This is a genomic window from Porphyromonas loveana (assembly GCF_003096695.1).
GTDB lineage: Bacteria > Bacteroidota > Bacteroidia > Bacteroidales > Porphyromonadaceae > Porphyromonas > Porphyromonas loveana.
Map to the genome: position 1 here is coordinate 1 of NZ_QEKY01000018.1, position 20,931 is coordinate 20,931.

Sequence of the window (20,931 nt, forward strand, 5' to 3'; positions counted from 1 at the left end):
TTTTAATCATAAAATCTGCAAGTTTTCTGCTATGAAGATAAGAAAACTTGCAGATTTAGCAAAGATATTCGCAAACTAATTTGCTGAATATCAGAAATTAAAACGAATTTTAAGGGACGACTATTTAAGCCATAGACTTGATCGCTATGGTCGTACACCCAGATCAAAATGAAGTTCCCCACAACCGACTAATTCGTCATGACTGATGCGTCGCCGGCCTTGCGTAATCTTCCGCCCGCCGACGTGTACATCTTTGATATAGATACACTTAGCAGCATCGCTCTGAGAGGTTGTCGTGATGACTAATTGCCCCTGCGGATAGTATCGCCTATCCAATCGGATGGTGACCTTGGGAAAGACTGGAGAGGTAAGCGTATAGGAGGGACTACCCGGACAGTCGGGATAGAATCCCAACATCGAATAGACGAGCCATGCACTCATCGTGCCGGCATCATCGTTGCCGGGCAGGCCGTCCACTGCATTGCAGAAGTGTCGGTCTATCAGCTCTCGTGTGAGCTTTTGTGTGCGCCATGCCTCATCGGGGAAGTAAGAGAAGAGATAAGGATAAGCTATGTCCGGTTCATTCGTGGGGTCGTAGTGTCCGTCATCGAATATGCGTTGCAGTCGATCCACGAAGGCTTTACGCCCGCCCATCAGTCGCGAAAGTCCTGCCACATCATGCGGCACAAAGAAGGAATAGTTGTAAGCACTGCCTTCGTGGAAGCCCGGATTAGGCTCGAAGTTCTCCCCCAACTTCGGGTCGAAGGGCATGAGGAACGAGCCGTCAGGCAGCAACGGCCGAAGCATCCCATACTCCTTATTATAATAGTGTCTGTATCCGAATGAGCGCTTGCGAAAGAGTGCTGCATCTTCATGTCGTCCCAAAGCACGAGCAAATTCGGATAGATTCCAATCTGCCAAATAGTATTCCAACGCATGCGACACTGAGTTGTCATATGCTTCGTGTAAAGGGACAAACCCCAAGGACAGATAGTCATCATTGTCCGGACGGATGAGATTGTCCGCTCCTGCAGTCGTGGCACTCTTCTTCATGGCTTCGTAAGCGACATCGGTGTCGAATCCTCGCACGCCTCTCTGCCAAGTATCGTTGATGGCGATAAGGGCAGGATCGCCCTCCATCGTCAGCGTTTCTTGACCGTATAGCTCCCATCTCGGCAACCATCCGCCCTCGTGATACATATCAAGCATCGAACGCACCATCTGCTCTTGCTTGTCGGGAAAGAGCAGACAGAGCAGCGGATGCACATTGCGGTACGTGTCCCACAAGGAGAACACCGTATAGCGATCATGCTCCGTGCGTCCTATGCCCGATCCACCCATCATCGGATACTCGCCATTCGAGTCTTGTAGGATATTGGGATGGATGAGCATATGATAGAGAGCGGTGTAGAATATTGTTTGCTCATTCTGCGTACCACCTTCCACCTGCACCACGCCGAGAGCCTTTTCCCATGTATCCACAGCTTGGGAGAGCATTGCGGTGTAGGCCTGCGCATAGTCCCCTCTGCTCTCTTTCAGCAGATCGGCTTGCTCGGCTTCCAGATTCTGAAGAGCATTCGCTTCACTTACGAACGATACCCCCATCTGCACATATAGGATCTCCCCCTCCTCACAACGATAGGAGAAGCGCACTCCCACATCATCGCCGCTCATCTCCTGCCGATAGCGATCGTATAGCTTATAAGAATCTGCTGTTGCGTCCCACTGTGCCTCCACCGTCATGGGTGGTTGTTTCTTCCAATATCCGGCCGTATGAGGACGCCGACTTACCCGCATGGCAAAGTATTGGCGAAAGATAGCCTGCGGATTGTAGCAGAAAGAGCCCATCAGCCGGCTGCCCACCATTGTGGAGTCGTTGACAAAATGCAGCGTTGCACCGGATTCATTGCTCAGTGCCTGCCCCAGATTCAACAATATGTGCCCTTCGCCAGCCGGGAAGGTAAAAGCCGTGAGCGAGGTACGAAGCGTTACCGTCGAGGCTGCTGCGATGCCGTACCGCTCCAGTACGGTGCGGTATTCGCCTGGACGGGCATATTCTTGTGTAAGGGGAGAGCCATAGAGTCGATAGTCGGGTGTAAACTTCCCCGTCGTAGCCATCAGCAAAAGGCCGCCCAACTCAGGGCACCCCACTCCACTCAAATTGACATGACTGAAGCCAATACAATACTCATTGTCTGCCGAATAAGGTGTGCTCCACCAACGGGCATCCTTGTCGAAACGGTTCTCTGTCGATCCGCTCACGTTGAACGGGCTCACGCTCATCAGACCGTGTGGGAGGACTGCCCCCGGATTGGTCGTGCCGTAGTTGGCGGTTCCGATAAAGGGATTGACCTTATCAGTCAGCTTTCTCGTCGAGATATTTATCTCTTGCGCTCGTGCAGCATCATGTGCCACCAGCCCAAGAGAGAGGGCGAGGAGGCAGTAGCGAAGCAGCGTCATCGTTTGCGATTGTCTGTGATTCATACGTTAGCAAAGATAATCCTTCTCTTTTTTTGTGGACGTTATTCCCACCATTGAGACAGAGAAGGATGAGGCATGAAGTGAGCAGATCGTTTCGTCTGAAAAAGTATGCAGAAGTGTTACAATTTCCAACACACCAGGATTGCCGAGAAAATGCGCGCCAAAAAGAAATGATTTTGGCGCCGTTTCAAGAAAAAATATGCGCCAAATCAAAAAACTTTTGGCGCGAGTTGTTGAGGAAAACCGGCGCCATATTTCGACCGTTTTTGCCCCATAATTTTGAGAAGTATGCGCCATAACTCTCAACGCACCGCGGAGCGTTAAAAAAGATAATGACATAGCAAGACAGGCAAGGCGGAGTCAGTGTCCCATACGGTAGGGGATTATTTGATTACCTTTGATGAGCAGAAACTTAGCTCAGCAATATATGATTACAGCCGAACGTTATCACGACATAAGTATGGGTCACCGCGTAGTAGGACACGACCATAAGTGCAGGCATCTGCACGGGCACAACTATCGCATCCATTTTATCTGTAGCGCACCTTCGCTCGATGAGATAGGGCGCGTGGTTGACTTTGGCGTGATCAAGCAGTTGCTCTGCCTCTGGCTGGAGAATCATTGGGACCATAAGATGATGCTTTGGGAGCAGGATCCTTTGCTGCCGGCTTTGCGGGAGACAGTGCCCGACGACTTGGTTGTCGTTCCTTTCAACCCTACGGCGGAGAACATGGCGGTTTACCTGACGGAAGTCATCGGGCCGAAGCAATTGGCCGGTACAGGCGTCACGCTCGTCTCCTGCAAGGTGGATGAAACGCGCAAATGCTCGGCGACCTATACCATATAATATATAGGTGTAAGGAGAATGTTCGTAAACGAGATTTTCTACAGCCTTCAGGGCGAAGGAGCCAATGCCGGCTGCGCTGCCGTCTTTGTTCGGTTGGCAGGCTGCAATCTGGCTTGTTCGTATTGCGATACGGACTTTGTCGATGGCAGAGAGATGAGCCCCGGGGCAATAGCACAGCATATCGGGCAGTACCCTGCTCGTTTTCTCATTTGGACCGGAGGTGAGCCCACGCTCCAACTGACCGATGAGATCACGGCCTACTTCCACGAGCTGGGCTACTATCAGGCTATCGAGACCAACGGGACCCGTCCCTTACCCAAAGGCATCGACTACATCTCTTGCAGTCCGAAGCCGGAGGCGATAATGCTTCTCGACCGCAACTTCCCCGATGGCGTAGATGAATTCCGTTTCCCCCTCGGCATTGATACGCCACTACCGCCATCTGTCGATGCACTGCCGCCCGCCCGCCATTATCTGGTCAGCCCCATTTTTGTAGGCGACGATGCCATGCAGCTCGATCCTGCGGCCGTAGAGCGTTGCGTTGCCTTTGTCAAAGCGACTCCTCCTTGGCGATTCAGCGTACAGATGCACAAGCTGATCCATATACCATAGACTATTGCTCCCTCCCTTTTTTGCACTATTGCCTATGCACTCCACATTCCGAATCCACCATTTTCTCCTGCTCGCCTGCATCGTCTTGGGGGCTTTTGCCGCTTGTAAGACGGTGAAGCTCAAGGATGCAGAGAAGGCTCACGACCTCCAAGAGTACGCCAAAGCTGCCGAGATGTACAACACGCTCTACCGCCGTGCCGGACGCACACAGTTGGAAATGAAGGCATACACGGCATTTCGCTCAGGCGAGAACTATCGAGCCTCAGGACGTCAGGCCAAAGCTTTACGCGGCTATATCAACGCCCGTCGATACGGTTATCCCGATTCGGTGGTGCTCCTGCGTCTGGCACAGACCTATCAGCAAGGAGGCAACTATAAGGAAGCCGAAACGCTCTATCGCGAATACTTGGAAGCCTATCCCAATAGTTACTTCGGTGCAGTGGGGCTGGAGGGCTGTCGCTTTGCCGTCGCTCAGAAGGAATACCCCACCCGCTACGAAGTGCGACGCGCTACGGCTTGGAACTCGGCGCGAGGCGATTTCGGTCCGGCCTATACGCCCGACGGCTCTGCCCTCTACTTCACCTCCAGCCGCAGCAAGGACGATTCCTTGGAAGAGAGCCGCATCACGGGACTCAAGCCCAACGACATCTACATCATCAAGCGCGATGCGCAAGGACGCTGGGGACGCCCCGACAGCGTGCCGGGCGGCATCAATACGCCGTGGGACGAGGGCGTGCCCTCGATCAGCCCCGACGGCTCCACCATCTATTATACCGTGGCGCAGCAAGGGGCCGACTACGATCGTACGGCGCAGATCTACTCCGCCACGCGTAGCGGCGAAGGCGGTTGGGGAACGGGTTCGCTGGTGGACATCATGCGCGACTCGCTCCGCCTCGCAGGCCATCCCGCCCTGTCGGCTTCGGGCGACTATCTCTACTTCGTCAGCAATATCGGTGGCGGATACGGCGGCAAGGACATCTATCGCGCCAAAATATCGGATCGTTCGTACGGATCGCCCGAGAATCTGGGCAGTGCCATCAATACGCCCGGCAACGAAATGTACCCTTATATGGAAGGGGATAGCACGCTCTTCTTCGCATCGGACGGTCATCCCGGGTTGGGAGGACTGGATATATTCAAAGCCACACTCGACTCCACGGGACAATGGACGGTGGTCAATATGGGACAGCCCATCAATTCTCCATCGGACGACTACGGCTTCGTCATCGAGCCTAAGGGCAAGGATGAGGTCGGATCCGTAACGGACGAAAGCGGCATGCGGGGCGTCTTCTGTTCCACTCGCGGCGATGCACGCGGTTGGCCACATCTGTTCCTCTTTGAATTGCCGGCCATCTTCACCGAGATACAAGGCTATGTATTAGATAGAGAAGAGAACCCCATAGCCGGAGCCACGGTACGAATCGTAGGCGAACGTGGCCCCGTGGGGCAAGGACAGGTGACGACTCGTGACGACGGTTTCTACAAGATGAGCGTACAGGGCGACACGCGCTATGTGATGCTCGCCGGCGCACGTGGCTACCTCAATCAGTACGTGGAGCTGAAGACCGATACGGCCCGACAGAGCGAGACGTATTATGTCGATTTCTTCTTGGCTTCGCGAGAGAAAGCCGAAGGATTGCAGAATATCTTCTACGACTTCGACAAGGCAACGCTCAGACCCGAAAGCAAGGCGAGCCTGAACGAACTGGTGCGCATCCTGAACGACAATCCCGACATCAGAATCGAATTGGGTTCGCATGCCGACCGCAAGGGACCCGATGCATATAATATCGATCTCTCCGACCGACGGGCACAGGCCGTCGTCGTTTACCTCACAAGCGAAGGAATTGCGGCCGAACGACTGACATGGAAGGGCTACGGCAAGTCCACGCCCAAGGAGATAACGGCCAAGATAGCCGAGCGGTACGACTTCCTCCACGAGGGCGACGTACTGACGGAAGACTTCGTCGCCCAACTCACGCCCGAGCAGCAAGCCGTCTGTGACCAACTCAATCGCCGAACCGAATTCCGCGTTCTCGACGAAAGCGAAGAGCCGACTCCCTCGGCCGATAGTCCGCCTATCCGCTAAACGAATCACCACTTTTCGACATCATTCGAGAGGCTGCCCGTAGCAAAAAAGCCACAGTGCAGACTTTTTTCTGACCTCATTATTCGGAAAAAGCCGGCCTGCGCCCTACAACGTACCGCCGTATCCCGTAAGGTGCAGCCAGAGGACCTCTACGGTGCAGTCCGAATACCCCGACATCGTACGGCACAGTCAAGGGGAGGGAGTGCCATTTCGCCACCACGCACCCTCACATGAATCTTTATATCGAACACATATTTTATAGGTCTTGCCAATCTTTTGTGCAGTTATCCGGAGCAGAAAGGCAGAAAACTATGCTTTTTTATACCTTTGTGTCAGTCTTAGTCAAAATCATTTATGGATAAGTTAGATAAGCTCGACAGGCGAATCCTGGGCATCATCTCCAACAATGCCCGTTTGCCTTTCAAAGATGTGGCCGAAGAGTGCGGAGTTTCCCGCGCTGCCGTCCACCAACGTGTGCAAAGGATGATCGAAATGGGTGTCATCACAGGGTCAGGTTACAACATCAACCCCAAAACATTAGGCTTCAGGACCTGCACCTATATAGGTGTAAGACTCGAAAAAGGCTCCATGTACAAGGATGTATTGCCCCATCTAAGCAATATTCCCGAGATCGTGGAATGCCATTACACGACGGGGCCCTACTCTCTCCTGATCAAGCTTTTCGCCGTTGACAATGATCACCTGATGGACATTCTGAACTCAACGATTCAGGAGATTCCGGGCATCGTCTCCACCGAGACACTCATATCCTTAGCCGAAGGATTCAATCGGGGCATCAGAATACCCGAAGGAGAGCAATAAGCAGCTCGCCCTTCGCCCGACATCACCGACACTAAATGCCTTCTTACACACTTACCCAACTGGCTGCCGCCCTGCGGAACTGCATTGAGAGCGGATTCCCCGGCCGCTATTGGGTAAGTGCGGAGACGATCGGCGTGCGCGTGGGCACATCGGGGCATTGCTATCTGGAGCTGCTGGACAAAGACGCTGCCGGATCGCGTGTGACTGCCCGAATGAAAGCCATCATTTGGGCTTCCGATTATAACACTCTCTCGCTACGATTCCGACAGGAGACAGGCGCAGCCTTCGACTCCGGCATGAGTGTGCTGGTCATGGTAGCTGTCACATACCACGAACAATATGGCTTCAGCCTGCGCATTCTCGACATAGACCCTTCTTATACGATGGGGGCGATGGCTCGCAAGCGCAAGGAGATTATCGAAGAGCTGCGCAAGAGCGGCCTCTACGATCGCAATCGCTCCCTCACCCTTCCCCGCCCCATTAGGCGCATTGCCGTCATATCATCAGGCACAGCCGCGGGCTATGGGGACTTCATCGCTCATCTGGAGCATTCCGAAGAGAACTTCCGTTTCTATCCCGTACTCTTTCAAGCCGTTATGCAAGGAGACCAGACCGAATCGTCGGTGCTGGCCGCCCTCGAACGCATCGAGCTGCACAAGGAACTCTTCGACGTAGTAGTTATCATACGTGGCGGCGGCTCCGAGAGCGAATTGGCAGCCTTCGATTCATTAGCCATCGGTCGTGCTTGCGCCAGTTTTCCCCTTCCCATATTCACCGGGATCGGTCACGACCGAGACGAAACGGTGACCGATCTGGTTGCCTATCGTTCACTCAAGACGCCTACTGCCGTTGCCGACTGCCTCGTGGCGAGCCATCGCGAAGAATGGAAGCAGATAGATGCGCTGCGCAGTCGTGCAGCAGATGCCCTACGACTGATGATGATGTACAATCATGAGCAACTCATGCAGTTGTCACTTCGCACCCCATCTGTGCTCAGCGCATCGGTACGCGGCGAGCAACATCGAATAAAAGCTGTGGAGGATCGACTCAAACTCGCCGCCAAGCAACAAACCACCTACGGCCTCCAACAACTGCGAATCACTACTCAAAAGCTTCCGGCACTGATGCAGGGCGAACTAAAACAGTGCACTGCGAGCTTGGAACGTCTGACTTCCCGCCTCCCTCTCGTCGCAGCTGTCAATATGAAGCGCTACAATCGCCAGCTGGAGGCGAGCGAACAAGCCATTCGACTACTGCATCCTAACGCCACACTTCGTCGCGGCTTCGCCATCGTTCTCAAAAATGGCAAAGCTGTCCGATCCGAGGCTGAACTCTCCTACGGCGACAAGCTTGTCACACGATTTGCTGACGGATCCGTTACGACTGTCGTAACAGAGTCCAAATAAGTTGCACTCGTTTCAGGTGCTTACACGAGCACTGGCCCTCTCTTCCGGCTCATTATCCGGCCATTCACTCCATCAGTTTCCCCATCTTTTCTTTCGGATTACACTGCAAATCTATAACATCGCTATACTTTTTGGAAAACTTTTCGATTTTTCAAAAATCATAATACGCTACAAAACAGCGTATTAGAGATTATTTTTGGAAAACTTATCAACAACGAATGATTTTTTCTTGCGCAATTAAGATATACTTCATAAACTTGCAGACGCTAAGAAAGAATCATTTACCAATTACTTATGTCACGCAAAACGTACACCTATGACGAGGCCTACAAAGCCTCTCTTGCCTACTTTGACGGCGATGAGCTTGCCGCAAAAGTGTGGGTGATGAAATATGCACTCAAAGATGCACAGGGCAATATTTACGAGAAGAGCCCCGAGGATATGCACAAGCGCATAGCCGGCGAAATAGCCAGAATCGAAAAGAAGTATCCTAATCCCTTGTCCGAAAAAGAGCTACTCGCTCTATTCGATCATTTCCGTTACATCGTGCCTCAAGGCAGTCCGATGACAGGTATCGGAAACGACTTCCAGATAGCCTCACTCTCTAACTGTTTCGTTGTCGGTTTGGATGGCGATGCCGACTCTTATGGCGCCATCATCCGCATTGACGAAGAGCAGGTACAGCTCATGAAGCGTCGCGGAGGTGTGGGACACGACCTCTCTCACATCCGTCCCAAAGGATCGCCTGTGAAGAACTCAGCCCTCTCCTCTACTGGTCTTGTTCCTTTCATGGAGCGTTATTCTAATAGTACGCGCGAAGTAGCACAGGACGGACGACGCGGAGCCCTCATGCTGTCTGTATCTATCAAGCATCCCGACTCTGAGTCCTTTATCGATGCCAAGATGACAGAGGGCAAAGTAACGGGTGCCAACGTATCGGTGAAGATTGACGACGAATTCATGCGTGCCGTCGTTGAGGACAAACCCTACAAACAACAGTATCCCATTGATTCCAAAGAGCCCAAATGGGAAAAAGAGATTGTAGCTCGCGACCTGTGGAGCAAAATCATCCACAACGCATGGAAATCGGCCGAACCGGGTGTTCTGTTCTGGGATACGATCATTCGCGAATCGGTGCCCGATTGCTATGCCGACTTAGGATTCCGCACAGTCTCCACCAACCCTTGTGGCGAGATCCCCCTCTGTCCCTACGACAGCTGCCGACTCTTGGCCATCAACCTTTACTCTTACGTCAAGAATCCTTTCACCGCCGAAGCCTCTTTCGACTTCGATCTCTTCCGCCGACATGTGGCCTTGGCCCAGCGCATCATGGACGACATCATCGACCTCGAAGCTGAAAAGATTGAGCTCATCCTCTCCAAGATCGACAGCGATCCCGAAGGAGAAGAAGTGAAGCATTCGGAGCGGACCCTCTGGCACAAGATCCGCAACAAGACCCTTGCGGGACGTCGTACAGGTGTTGGTATCACGGCTGAAGGGGATATGCTCGCAGCCATGGGATTGCGATACGGATCGGATGAAGCCATCACATTTGCAGAAGAAGTACAGAAGACACTTGCCTTGGCAGCTTACGGCAGCTCGGTGACGATGGCCAAGGAGCGTGGCGCGTTCGAGATATACGATGCACAACGCGAAGAGAACAATCCTTTCATCGCTCGTATCCGAGAAGCTGATCCTTGGCTCTATGAGGAGATGAAGCAGTACGGACGACGCAATATCGCTTGTCTCACCATTGCTCCCACCGGTTCTACCAGTTTGATGACGCAAACTTCCTCCGGTATCGAACCCGTATTCATGCCCGTGTACAAGCGTCGTCGCAAAGTGAATCCCAGTGACAAGAACGTACAGATCGATTACGTGGACGAGGTGGGCGACAGCTTCGAGGAATTCGTTGTCTATCACCACAACTTTGTCACCTGGATGCGCACAAACGGATACGACCCCGATCGCAAATACACGAATGAAGAGATCGATGACCTCGTTGCCCGCTCTCCCTACTACAAGGCCACGGCCAACGATGTGGACTGGGTGGCTAAGGTGAAGATGCAAGGACGCATCCAGCAGTGGGTGGATCATTCTATCAGCGTTACCATCAATCTGCCCTCAGACGTTAGTGAAGAACTGGTCAATACGCTCTACATCGAAGCATGGAAGAACGGTTGCAAAGGCTGTACTGTTTACCGTGACGGATCGCGAAGCGGCGTACTCATCACTGACAAGCCCAAGAAGAAAGACAAGAAAGACGAACCGGCAACCCTCCAGACCACCCTGCCCCATCAGCTCATCTCTCGTCCTCGTGAACTGGAAGCAGAAGTCGTTCGTTTCCAAAACAATCGCGAGAAGTGGATTGCTTTCGTAGGACTCAAAGATGGCCGTCCGTATGAGATTTTCACTGGTATTGCAGATGACGACGAGGGTATCATGGTGCCGAAGAGCGTTACGCAAGGCAAGATCATCAAGAATCAAGATGAGAATGGCAATCGACACTATGATTTTCAGTTCTGCAATAAGAAAGGATTTAAAGTGACTATTGAGGGCTTAGACAGCAAGTTCAATCCTGAGTATTGGAACTACGCCAAGCTCATATCCGGAGTCTTGCGCTATGGTATGCCTATTGAGCAGGTAGTACACCTGGTACAAGGGATGTCACTCAACGACGAATCCATCAATACATGGAAGAATGGTGTCGAACGTGCCCTCAAGCGCTATCTGCCCAACGGTATTTCCGCTTCGGGCCAGACCTGCCCCAGCTGCGGACAAGAGACGCTGATCTATCAGGAAGGTTGCCTCATCTGCACCAGCTGCGGAGCATCTAAGTGCGGATAATCCACGTCCAATCTTCGTACAATTAGTTTCTATAACTGTTGAAGGCCGTGTCATAATGCAAATTATGGCATGGCCTTTTTTCATTGGGGACGTAGCTATTTGCCAAGGAGTCAAGCGAACAAAATCAGGCCATAAACCATTCTACTACCAAACAACCGATAGAGCAGCAAAAGAATGAAGATCGTAATTGCCGATAGCTACGCCGCCTTGCCCGGCGATCTCGACTGGAGCGGCATTGAAACCTTGGGCGAATGTATATTTTATGATCGTACCCATCCACCCGAACTGGCTGCACGTGCTGCCGATGCCGAAGTATTACTCATCAACAAAACTCCTGTCACCGATGCCGATATGGAACAGATGCCTCGCCTACGTTGCATCGGGCTAATGATTACGGGGCTAAATCTCATTGATATGGAAGCCGCCCACCGACGCGGCATCACCGTCACCAACGTACCCCACTACAGCACAGAGGCTGTAGCTCAAATGACTATCGCCCACCTTTTGCACATCGCCATGCCGATTGCCCCCCTGTCCCAGCAGGTGAAGGAGGGGCTCTGGCATGACGACTATGCACGCATCGCCCGCAATACTCATCAGATAGAACTCTATGGCCTCACACTCTCCATCGTAGGACTCGGAGCCATCGGCTCGCGTGTGGCAGCAATTGCACAGGGATTTGGCATGAAAGTGCTAGCCTATACTTCCAAATCAGAAACGGAACTACCTTTTTATATAGAGAAAACAGACAGCTTGGAAGAACTCTTCTCCAGAGCCGATGTCCTCTCACTACACTGCCCTCTCACACAGGAAACAACCGGAATAGTATCGGCTGAGCGCCTCGCCATGATGAAACCCTCTGCCATTCTCCTCAATATGTCGCGTGGCGGACTTATCGACGAAGTTGCTTTGGCTTCCGCCTTGAGTAAGGGCAGGCTCTATGCCGCAGGGCTGGATGTCCTGTCGCAAGAGCCGGTACGCCCCGATAATCCTCTGCTCGCTCTCTCCAATTGTCACCTGACGCCTCACATGGGTTGGAACACAGCAGCTGCTAAGCGCCGTCTTACTCAGACAGTCATGGACAATCTCCGCGCATTTCTATCCGGCCACCCAATCAACGTAGTATAATCCATTATGTTTGCCTGTAAAAAGAAACGACCTTTAATCATTCGGCAAAAAGGCTTACAATAGAGCAGTAGTAACTAAGTCAGAATAGGATTAGATAGAAGGTGTGTCAAAATTAGATTTTGGTGCATCTCTCTTTGCTTTCTATAAACTCTACCCCTTATTCAGTCTATCATTCGTTCTCCCTACACACTATATATATTTCTTGTGTCATGAGCGAAAAAACAGCAAAATACGGCCAATTTGTTTTTACTTTGCGAGGGCTCCTTTGTCAATGCTGTAGTCATGTAATTACGCAAAGCATTCATGAACGATACAACCACGCAAAACATAATAACGCTAATGAAAAAGAATCTACTGATCGTTATGGTACTGCTCTTCAGCTTTACCATGACAGGGCTCGCCGCACCGGTGAGTAAGGAGCAGGCCGTCGCCATTGCTCGCAGTCTATTGCAGCAGTATCCACTTCGGAATGGAGCAGACGTTGTGACGCAAAAGATCACAATTGATCAGGTGTATCATGCCGGTGATGCCAAGCGCGGCACAATGACAGAAGACAACAATGCCCCTGCCTACTTTTACGTAGCTCACCGCGGTGCGAATGATGGTTATGTCCTCATCGCTGCTGACGACAAACTCCCCGCCGTTTTGGCCTATTCGCCCGTGGGAAGATTCTCCATGGAAAAGATGCCAGACAACTTACGTACCTGGCTACAAATATATGAGGAGGAGATTGCACTCATCCTATCAGGCAAGGCTGAGGCAAGTTCTGATGCATTACGCACCGATGGTGTACCTGCAGATATTCTACCACTTATGGACAATGGGGCCTTTGCTTCGGATCCCATACGTTGGAATCAGGCTTATCCATGGAATGAGAAGGAACCAATGCTACCGAATGGTCAGCACGGCTATACGGGATGTGTAGCTACTGCCATTGCACAAATCATGCGCTACCATCGCTGGCCAAACACTGCAGAGGGTTCGTTCGACTACTATGCTGGTTCCCTCGTAGGACAATGGTCAGGCACCTTCGGCGATACCTATGAGTGGGATAATATGCCCGGTAACCCTAATCTGCAAAATGTTCCTGCCGAACAGGTGAATGCATATGCCACATTCATGCGCGATGTGAGTGCATCGGTAAATATGAGTTTCTATGAGAACGGCAGTGGCACTTACAGTGTTTACGTTGTCGATGCCCTGCGCGACCACTTTCGCTACAAGAAGTCTGTGAAGCAACATGTGCGCTTCCTTTACACGGCACAGCAGTGGCAAGACATGGTCCGACGCGAGATCGCGGCTAATCGCCCTGTCTACTATGCGGGCAATAACCAAAGCGTGGGACATGCCTTTGTCTGCGACGGTTATGCTGCCGACGGTACGTTCCACTTCAACTGGGGTTGGGGTGGTGTTTCCAATGGTTATTATCGCCTCTCTCTCCTCTCTCCCACCTCGCTTGGAATCGGCGGACAGGGCATTGGCTTCACAATATATCAGGAGATACTCACGGGCGTAGAGCCGGCCTATACGCCCGACCAAGCCGGTACGGATGCACTCACTGATCTAACTTTCGACAAACTGAATGCAGAGTATGATAACTACGGTCTGGAGGTGGAATACACCGCTTACAATTTAGGCGAGACAAGCTCTCGCCTCGATATTGGCTACCGCCTGCAGAAACCTGACGGATCAGTATCCGAAGTAAACAAAACCACACACACGCTGCGCTGGTTTGGCTTTGGAGATTATGAAAACATCTACTTCTCTATCTCAAAAGATCAGTTTGCCATCGGTCCTCACACCATTACACTCCTCTACCGCCGCGAGGGTTCAACCGAGTGGAAGGAACTATGTCATATGCAGGGTGGATTCGAAAGCTCCATCCTCGTAAATACCTCTAACCCCAACAACGTGGAGGTAACGACCTTCGAACATAGTGGCGAACTGACCCTCGTGCCCAATAGTGTAGTAGCCAATCTCAATGCTTTTGAGCATAGCACGATCACAGCTAAATTCCAAAACACCACTGCAGACGAAATACGCACACCTGTTGCCTTCGGTATTTCCGGCACCAACGATCAGATCATCTCTATTGGATGGAGCATGGCCGAAGCACCCGCCCACAGCAATGACTACACGCTGAATTTCTCCACGGGTATCGTCCCCGCCGAAGTAGGCACCTATGTGCTTTGGTACAAATACTCCGCTAAAGAGTCAGACTACAATTGGCAAAAGATCGGTAATGTCACTGTACAACAGCCCACCGTTTACACCCATCCGCTTCTCCAAGTAAACCACGAACAGACCGAGACAACGCTACTGCTTCTGGGACAGAGCTATGAGCTGCCTCCCTTCATAGTGAAGAATGTGGGACTACCTTTTGATGGACGTTTCGGCGTGCGACTCCAAGCCACAGACGGCTCCTCCACCTACAACTTGGGCTTTAAGAATATGTACCTTGGGCAAGGCGATTCATTCGTCTATACGCCCGTTTTGGAGCACTATATAAATGTCCCTGATGGTCTCTATAGCGTCCGTATTCTGCCTGTCGTGGGGAATAGCATCCAAAACTATATCACCGGCAATCTGAGCTATCGGGTAAAAATAGTTAACACAACAGCCGTCGAAACTGTCGAGACAGCTCATGTGAGTGTTTTCCCCAATCCTGCACAGGACTATGCCACCATTTCGGCACCTGCAGCAGGCGATGCATCGGTAGTGCTCTTCGATCAGGCAGGACGCATCGTAGCTAAGACTACGCTTACAGCAGGCACAGGACGGATCAAGCTATCTCACCTGCCGAGCGGCACTTACATCATCCGCATCGATGATTATACCGGTAAGCTCATCATCGCTCACTAAGCGGTTTATGGTCAGCAGGGCGTGGCCTTGCTACGTCGCTTGCCAACTAAAAAGGGGCTGAGTTGAAACTTCTGTTTCGGCTCAGTCCCTTCTCTTGGATTGCGTTAGAAAAGGATACATATGACTGAGTCCGAATCTCGCCAGCAACGCCACAGTTTGTCTTTTATAAGACAATAACAAAAAAAGGCCATCTCCTATCGAGACAGCCTCTTCGAGCGGAAGACGGGACTCGAACCCGCGACCCTAACCTTGGCAAGGTTATGCTCTACCAACTGAGCTACTTCCGCAATCATATAAGTAACAACGCTATTACAATAGGGAGATGGTACCCGGAGCGGGACTTGAACCCGCACAGCCGATAATGGCCAAAGGATTTTAAGTCCTTCGTGTCTACCATTCCACCATCCGGGCCCCTGATTTCAAAGAAGAGCGGAAGACGGGGCTCAAACCCGCGACCCTCAGCTTGGAAGGCTGATGCTCTATCGACTGAGCTACTTCCGCGACCTTAACGTTGTCATGCAAGAGAAGTGGGCAGTGATGGATTCGAACCACCGAAGGCGTAAGCCAGCTGAGTTACAGTCAGCCCCATTTGGCCACTCTGGTAACTGCCCGTTGTTCTTTTGCGATTGCAAAGGTAGAAACAAAATCTAATTATACAAGAGTTCTGCGCATTTTTTTCGATGAAACGCCTGATCAGAAGCCGACAGTATCATATTGTAGTGGCTACCCCCTCGGCGCAGCGTTCTCCATCCATGGCAGCAGAGACGATACCACCTGCATAACCGGCACCCTCACCGCAGGGGAATAGCCCCGGTAGCAAGGGATGTTCACAATGGGCAGGCTCGCGCAAGATACGTATAGGGGAAGAGGTACGACTTTCGATGGCGATAAGCTGTGCCTCGGCCGTCAGGAAACCTCGTGTTTGCTTGTCAAAGACCCGAAAGGCTTCGCGCATCCGCTCCGTGATCGGACGTGGCAACCATTCATCGAGGCGTGAAGATGTAAGGCCCGCATTATAGGAAGACTTTGGCAGATCGGTCGATAGCTTTCCCGACTGAAAATCAGTCATGCGCTGTGCCGGTGCTCGCAAGCTGCAACCGGCCTGACGCCAACTCTCTTTCTCCAGATTTTCTATCCAATCCATCAATGCAAAGGGATTGTCTTGCTGTGCTTGCATGACATCCTCCGGATGAATCTCAACGACCAAACCCGAATTGGCCCATTTAGAGCCACGATTGGCAGGCGACATTCCATTGACCACCATCTGCTCCGGTCCTGTGGAAGCAGGTACGATAAAACCGCCCGGACACATACAAAAGCTATAAACACCCCGCCCTCGTGCTTGAGTTGTATAGGTGTACTCTGCTGCGGGCAGAAAACGACCGCGACCTTCGGGGCTATGGTAGCGAAGACGGTCGATAAGCTCCTGCGGATGCTCCAGCCGCACGCCGATAGCCGTCCCTTTCGATTCGAGCGACACGCCGGCCCTGTGTAAATAGCGGTAAACGTCGCGTGCCGAGTGCCCCGTGGCGAGAATGACCGGACCGCTATATTCCTGCCCGTGACTATCGCGCGCTCCCACGACACAGCCGTTTCGGATGATAAGACTATCCATGCGACAGCTGAAATGCACTTCGCCACCCACTTCGATTATTCGGTTGCGGATCCGTTCGATAATAAGAGGGAGCCTGTCGGTCCCGATATGAGGATGTGCGTCGATGAGGATAGCCTGCTGCGCTCCATGTTTGCATAGGACACGGAGTATTTTGGTCACATCGCCTCTTTTCTTGCTTCGCGTATAGAGCTTCCCGTCGGAGAAAGCGCCTGCCCCACCCTCGCCGTAGCCGTAGTTAGACTCCGGATCCACTCGCTGTTCTTTCGGGATGCGTGCCAGATCGCCCTTGCGCTCATGCACCGACTTCCCGCGCTCCAGAATCACAGGACGCAAACCGAGTTCGATCAGTCGCAATGCAGCGAATAATCCGGCCGGACCTGCTCCAACGACAACGACAGACGGACGCCCCTCGACCGAGGGATAGACGATGTCCTCGAAGCTGTCTTCGACGGGCGTCTCAGCGTCGCAATACACGTCCAGACTCAGATTTACGTACACTTGCCGTTGTCGGGCGTCGATACTTCGACGACGAATGATTACCAGCTGTATATCATCTTCCTGTCGCCTGAGTTGACGGGCGGCATGGCGGTGGAGGATGCGCTCGTCTGCTGCCTCTTCGGGACGCAGGCGCAAATCTATTCGCGCAGACATTTTTCTATTGTTTGATAGGTTGTAATCCCAGCTCCGCAGCCTTCTCGAGCATAAAGGCACGGGCGGCATCATATTCGTTGGGGATAACGCCATCGAGGATGGCCTCCTTGATGGCCTCCTTGATGGTGCCGACGTGTCTTGATGGTCTGAGCCCGAAGGTCTGCATGATCTCTTCGCCCGACACCGGCGGTTGGAAGTTTCTCACATGATCTTTTTCCTCTATGTCGCGGAACTTATGACGCACCAAGGCATAGTTGTCGATGTACTTACGCACCTTGTCGGGATTCTTGCTCGTGATATCGGCTTCGCACAGCATCATCAGATCCTCGATTTCGTCTCCCGCCTCGAACAGCAGGCGACGCACCGCCGAATCCGTAACTCCGCCGTCCACCAACGCTGCAGGACGCATATGCAGATCCACGAGCTTCTGTACATAGCGCATCTTACCGTCCAACGGCAGGCGCAGGCGTTTGAAGATGGCGGGCAGCATCTTGGAGCCGACAAAGTTGTGGTTATGGAAAGTCCATTGACCCGCGACGAACTTTTTCGTCCGCGGCTTGCCGATGTCATGTAGCAATGCCGCCCAGCGCAGCCACAGATTGTCGCTATGCCGAGCCAGATTGTCCACCACTTTATAGGTATGCGTCAGGTTGTCTTTATGCCCGATGCCATCGCGCGTCTCCGCCCCCTTGAGGGCAAGCAGTTCGGGGAAGACGTGCTCCATCAGCCCCGTCTCTTCAAATAACGACAAGCCTATTGAAGGCCTCGGCGACATCATGATCTTGTTCAGCTCTTCGATTACACGCTCGGCCGACACGGCTTCCGTTATCCGGTGCGCATTGCGGCATATCGCCTCCATATCGCGAGGCAGAATCGTAAACCCCGGGAGCTGCGAAGCAAAGCGGATGGCGCGCATCATTCTCAGCGGATCGTCACTAAAAGTAATATCGGGATCTAATGGTGTGCAAAGGAGCATATCGTCGAGGTCGCAGAGTCCGTCGAATCGATCCACCAGTTCGCCGTAACGGTTCGGATTCAGACACACGGCCATGGCATTGATGGTAAAGTCGCGGCGACTCAAATCGTCTTCCAGCGTACCATCTTCCACGATCGGCTTGCGGCTGTCGTGCCGATAGCTCTCTTTCCGCGCACCTACGAACTCCAATTCGATGTCCCCGTACTTCACCTGTGCCGTACCGAAGTTGGCGAAGACAGCCAGATGCGCCTTCCGCCCCAGCTTTCGGGCTACTGCGCGAGCCAGATCGATGCCCCGCCCTACGGCGACGACGTCGATGTCTTTGGACAGGCGCCCGAGGAATATGTCGCGCACATATCCGCCTACGACGTAGGTCTCCACCCCCACTTCGTCAGCCGCCTCACCGATGAGGCGGAAGATCGGCAAGTCTATTTTGGAAAGGATAAGTTCTTTGTCAGTCATCTGATAGGATAGAATTCTTGAACCTTGACTATACAGGGACGGGCATGTCCACAGCACAGCTTGGCGGGAGTTTATTCCGCCATTTCGGCCGGATGCTGCACGATGGCATTGAGTGCTGCACAGAACGATTCCGCTTCGGCCATCGCCACGAACGAACTCCCCGTTTGTGTGGTCAGCTTCACCATGTATTTACTATTGGGGCTGAGCGAAGCATCCTTATAGTCGGATAGCGGGCGACCTTGGGTCACGTAATAACCGAATCCCACCACCTTGCGCAGTGTCTGGCGCTCTGTGTCGATAATGAATGCCTCGGGTTGGAAAGCACAGAACACACCATACCCGCCCATATATACAATAGTAATATACCCCATCTCAAATTCAGTGAAGTAAATCAGAGCGGAGAATATCACCACCGCTACCAAGCAGAGGATCCCGAACCAAAATTTCCATCCACGTTTACGGGAGAATCCCCGCATATAGAACGTCTGTTGCATGAGTATCTTTCTCTAAGTATTCTTATTCATGGCATCGCCCGATGGCCTCGTTCAAGGCTTCACAGAATGCTTCGGGATCGCGTACCTCGACAAAGATATGCCTTTTTCCCTGCTCTATCCGTACGCGCAACCTGTGGTGCTCGTCCTTCGTGGCACGGATGTACTTGCTCAGCGGCCTCCCGCGCGTGATCACCCGACCGAAAGCCACCGCCCAACGCAATCGTCCGTTCTCCTCGTCAATAACGACCGCCACAGGCATACATGCCCATAGAACCAGCGCAGAGAGGAAGAAAAACCACATCGGGATCAGCGGTTCATCCCCGCGAATATAGGCGGCTATCATCATCGCCACAAAGAGCAGACTATAGCCCAATAGCAACCAGTAAAGAGGGCCTTTGCGCCCTGTCATCCCGTTGAGAGGAAACGCATGCACATTCATAAGGGTAATAGGTTTATCAGACGACACACTTCCTCCTCGTCGATGGCAGAGGAGAGTGAGAAGCGGATGCGGGCGGTATGCTCCGGCACTGTCGGGTGGCGTATCGGCAGCGCAAAGAAGCCTGCTCGGCGTAGCGACTCTGCCAATTCGATACAGGGAGCATTCTCTCCCACCATAAACGGCACAATATGGCTCTCGGACGGCATCTCCCCTCCGGCATCGGCTATCGCCTTGCGCAGGATGGCAGAGACGGCAGCCAGACGAGCACGCTCGGCCGTCATGGCGGCTATCCGGCTCATGACAAAGTCCGTCCACGCCACCGATACTGGCGGTAATGCTGTGGAGAAGATGAGCGAACGGCTCCGATTGACCAGCAGCTCCCGCACATCGGCATCGCAGACGATATAAGCCCCCATTGAGCCGATAGCTTTGCCGAAGGTGCCCACGATATAATCGATCTGCCTCGTGGTACCCGTTTCCTCGACCATGCCGAGTCCCGTTCCGCCCCGTACGCCGATGGCATGGGCTTCATCCACATATAGTTCGATGATGGGATACCGCTCTTTGAGCGCACAGAGCCCGCGCAAATCGGCCAAATCGCCATCCATGCTGTAGAGGCTCTCCACCATAACGATGATGCGGGCGTATGCGTCCTGTTTCTTTCGGATGATGCGTTCCAAATGCTCCAAATCGTTGTGACGGAACCGCTCAAACGGTCGGCCGCTCAGCCGTATGCCGTCGATGATGCTCGCATGCACCAGCCGATCGGCCACCACAAGCGTATGCTCGTCCGACAAAGCCGGCAGCACACCCGTATTCAGATGGTAGCCACTATTATAAATGAGAGCAGCTTCACGCCCGAAGAGCTGGGCGAGTCGATGCTCCAAGCGTTCATAAGCCGCGCAATTGCCTGTCAATAAACGGGAGGAAGAACTCCCCAATAGAGCATCCTCACCACCCAATTGGGCATAGAATGCCTCCAGCATATCGGGGCGGCTCATGATGCCGAGGTAGTCGTTAGATGAGAGATTCAACATTCGCACTCCCCCCTCCGTGACATACTTCCCCTCATGTACGAGACCGCGTATAGACCGCCATGCCCCCGACGTCTGTAGCTCCGCCATCTCTTCCTTATATCGTCCTTTCATGCTGCTCAAATAACTATCTGTCAAATCTGAGTAGTCGGAACAATCCGAATCA

15 protein-coding genes and 4 tRNA genes are annotated in these 20,931 nt (G+C 52.7%); 8 read left to right on the top strand and 11 right to left on the bottom strand.

Annotated features, from left to right (window positions below):
- Positions 1 to 144: 144 nt before the first annotated feature.
- Both C7382_RS08865 and C7382_RS10020 read right to left on the bottom strand, forming a co-directional pair.
- Positions 145 to 2,460: a GH92 family glycosyl hydrolase gene (locus C7382_RS08865; RefSeq protein ID WP_116679928.1), complete on the bottom strand. Its 2,316-nt coding sequence runs from the start codon at positions 2,458 to 2,460 to the stop codon at positions 145 to 147.
- Between the two features lie 27 nt (positions 2,461 to 2,487).
- A complete protein-coding gene (locus tag C7382_RS10020; RefSeq protein WP_133241545.1) occupies positions 2,488 to 2,778 on the bottom strand; it encodes a hypothetical protein in 291 nt (96 codons plus the stop codon).
- 130 nt (positions 2,779 to 2,908) lie between these two features.
- Here C7382_RS10020 and C7382_RS08875 point away from each other — a divergent pair, with 130 nt between their 5' ends.
- The 8 genes from C7382_RS08875 to C7382_RS08910 all read left to right on the top strand — a co-directional run bounded on the left by C7382_RS08875 (position 2,909) and on the right by C7382_RS08910 (position 15,094).
- The gene (locus C7382_RS08875) at positions 2,909 to 3,328 is read left to right on the top strand and encodes a 6-pyruvoyl trahydropterin synthase family protein (RefSeq protein WP_116679930.1); all 420 of its coding nucleotides are present in this window, start codon (positions 2,909 to 2,911) and stop codon (positions 3,326 to 3,328) included.
- 18 nt (positions 3,329 to 3,346) lie between these two features.
- On the top strand, positions 3,347 to 3,940 hold the full coding sequence (locus C7382_RS08880; RefSeq protein ID WP_116679931.1) for a 7-carboxy-7-deazaguanine synthase QueE: 594 nt from the start codon (positions 3,347 to 3,349) through the stop codon (positions 3,938 to 3,940).
- Between the two features lie 34 nt (positions 3,941 to 3,974).
- Positions 3,975 to 6,029, top strand: a complete 2,055-nt coding sequence (gene porE, locus C7382_RS08885) for a PorE family type IX secretion system protein (RefSeq protein ID WP_116679949.1) — start codon at positions 3,975 to 3,977, stop codon at positions 6,027 to 6,029.
- A gap of 354 nt (positions 6,030 to 6,383) precedes the next feature.
- Positions 6,384 to 6,851, top strand: a complete 468-nt coding sequence (locus C7382_RS08890) for an Lrp/AsnC family transcriptional regulator (RefSeq protein WP_116679932.1) — start codon at positions 6,384 to 6,386, stop codon at positions 6,849 to 6,851.
- A 35-nt stretch (positions 6,852 to 6,886) separates the two neighbouring features.
- Entirely contained in the window at positions 6,887 to 8,257 is a 1,371-nt protein-coding gene (gene xseA, locus C7382_RS08895; protein WP_116679933.1) for an exodeoxyribonuclease VII large subunit, read from the top strand.
- Positions 8,258 to 8,551: 294 nt separating this feature from the next.
- The gene (locus tag C7382_RS08900; protein ID WP_116679934.1) at positions 8,552 to 11,104 is read left to right on the top strand and encodes an adenosylcobalamin-dependent ribonucleoside-diphosphate reductase; all 2,553 of its coding nucleotides are present in this window, start codon (positions 8,552 to 8,554) and stop codon (positions 11,102 to 11,104) included.
- Positions 11,105 to 11,278: 174 nt separating this feature from the next.
- Positions 11,279 to 12,232, top strand: coding sequence for a D-2-hydroxyacid dehydrogenase (locus C7382_RS08905; RefSeq protein ID WP_116679935.1), 954 nt, complete (start codon positions 11,279 to 11,281; stop codon positions 12,230 to 12,232).
- A gap of 339 nt (positions 12,233 to 12,571) precedes the next feature.
- Positions 12,572 to 15,094, top strand: a complete 2,523-nt coding sequence (locus C7382_RS08910) for a thiol protease/hemagglutinin PrtT (RefSeq protein WP_116679936.1) — start codon at positions 12,572 to 12,574, stop codon at positions 15,092 to 15,094.
- A 214-nt stretch (positions 15,095 to 15,308) separates the two neighbouring features.
- Here the strand turns inward: C7382_RS08910 and C7382_RS08915 are convergent.
- The 9 genes from C7382_RS08915 to C7382_RS08955 all read right to left on the bottom strand — a co-directional run bounded on the left by C7382_RS08915 (position 15,309) and on the right by C7382_RS08955 (position 20,879).
- A tRNA-Gly gene (locus C7382_RS08915) sits at positions 15,309 to 15,381 on the bottom strand.
- Positions 15,382 to 15,417: 36 nt separating this feature from the next.
- A tRNA-Leu gene (locus C7382_RS08920) sits at positions 15,418 to 15,505 on the bottom strand.
- Positions 15,506 to 15,522: 17 nt separating this feature from the next.
- Positions 15,523 to 15,595, bottom strand: a tRNA-Gly gene (locus C7382_RS08925).
- Between the two features lie 27 nt (positions 15,596 to 15,622).
- Positions 15,623 to 15,705: transfer RNA gene (locus tag C7382_RS08930), tRNA-Tyr, on the bottom strand.
- Positions 15,706 to 15,803: 98 nt separating this feature from the next.
- Positions 15,804 to 17,360, bottom strand: coding sequence for an NAD(P)/FAD-dependent oxidoreductase (locus tag C7382_RS08935; RefSeq protein ID WP_116679937.1), 1,557 nt, complete (start codon positions 17,358 to 17,360; stop codon positions 15,804 to 15,806).
- Positions 17,361 to 17,364: 4 nt separating this feature from the next.
- A complete protein-coding gene (locus C7382_RS08940) occupies positions 17,365 to 18,798 on the bottom strand; it encodes a CCA tRNA nucleotidyltransferase (RefSeq protein ID WP_116679938.1) in 1,434 nt (477 codons plus the stop codon).
- Between the two features lie 71 nt (positions 18,799 to 18,869).
- Entirely contained in the window at positions 18,870 to 19,292 is a 423-nt protein-coding gene (locus tag C7382_RS08945; protein WP_243405689.1) for a hypothetical protein, read from the bottom strand.
- A gap of 22 nt (positions 19,293 to 19,314) precedes the next feature.
- On the bottom strand, positions 19,315 to 19,701 hold the full coding sequence (locus C7382_RS08950) for a hypothetical protein (RefSeq protein WP_243405690.1): 387 nt from the start codon (positions 19,699 to 19,701) through the stop codon (positions 19,315 to 19,317).
- 26 nt (positions 19,702 to 19,727) lie between these two features.
- Entirely contained in the window at positions 19,728 to 20,879 is a 1,152-nt protein-coding gene (locus C7382_RS08955) for an aminotransferase class I/II-fold pyridoxal phosphate-dependent enzyme (protein ID WP_116679941.1), read from the bottom strand.
- Positions 20,880 to 20,931 lie beyond the last annotated feature (52 nt).

Coding starts and splice junctions, on each gene's coding strand:
- C7382_RS08865 (WP_116679928.1), bottom strand. CDS start 2,460: ATGACGCTGCTTCGCTACTGCCTCCTCGCCCTCTCTCTTGGGCTGGTG.
- C7382_RS10020 (WP_133241545.1), bottom strand. CDS start 2,778: ATGGCGCATACTTCTCAAAATTATGGGGCAAAAACGGTCGAAATATGG.
- C7382_RS08875 (WP_116679930.1), top strand. CDS start 2,909: ATGATTACAGCCGAACGTTATCACGACATAAGTATGGGTCACCGCGTA.
- C7382_RS08880 (WP_116679931.1), top strand. CDS start 3,347: ATGTTCGTAAACGAGATTTTCTACAGCCTTCAGGGCGAAGGAGCCAAT.
- porE (WP_116679949.1), top strand. CDS start 3,975: ATGCACTCCACATTCCGAATCCACCATTTTCTCCTGCTCGCCTGCATC.
- C7382_RS08890 (WP_116679932.1), top strand. CDS start 6,384: ATGGATAAGTTAGATAAGCTCGACAGGCGAATCCTGGGCATCATCTCC.
- xseA (WP_116679933.1), top strand. CDS start 6,887: ATGCCTTCTTACACACTTACCCAACTGGCTGCCGCCCTGCGGAACTGC.
- C7382_RS08900 (WP_116679934.1), top strand. CDS start 8,552: ATGTCACGCAAAACGTACACCTATGACGAGGCCTACAAAGCCTCTCTT.
- C7382_RS08905 (WP_116679935.1), top strand. CDS start 11,279: ATGAAGATCGTAATTGCCGATAGCTACGCCGCCTTGCCCGGCGATCTC.
- C7382_RS08910 (WP_116679936.1), top strand. CDS start 12,572: ATGAAAAAGAATCTACTGATCGTTATGGTACTGCTCTTCAGCTTTACC.
- C7382_RS08935 (WP_116679937.1), bottom strand. CDS start 17,360: ATGTCTGCGCGAATAGATTTGCGCCTGCGTCCCGAAGAGGCAGCAGAC.
- C7382_RS08940 (WP_116679938.1), bottom strand. CDS start 18,798: ATGACTGACAAAGAACTTATCCTTTCCAAAATAGACTTGCCGATCTTC.
- C7382_RS08945 (WP_243405689.1), bottom strand. CDS start 19,292: ATGCAACAGACGTTCTATATGCGGGGATTCTCCCGTAAACGTGGATGG.
- C7382_RS08950 (WP_243405690.1), bottom strand. CDS start 19,701: ATGACAGGGCGCAAAGGCCCTCTTTACTGGTTGCTATTGGGCTATAGT.
- C7382_RS08955 (WP_116679941.1), bottom strand. CDS start 20,879: ATGAAAGGACGATATAAGGAAGAGATGGCGGAGCTACAGACGTCGGGG.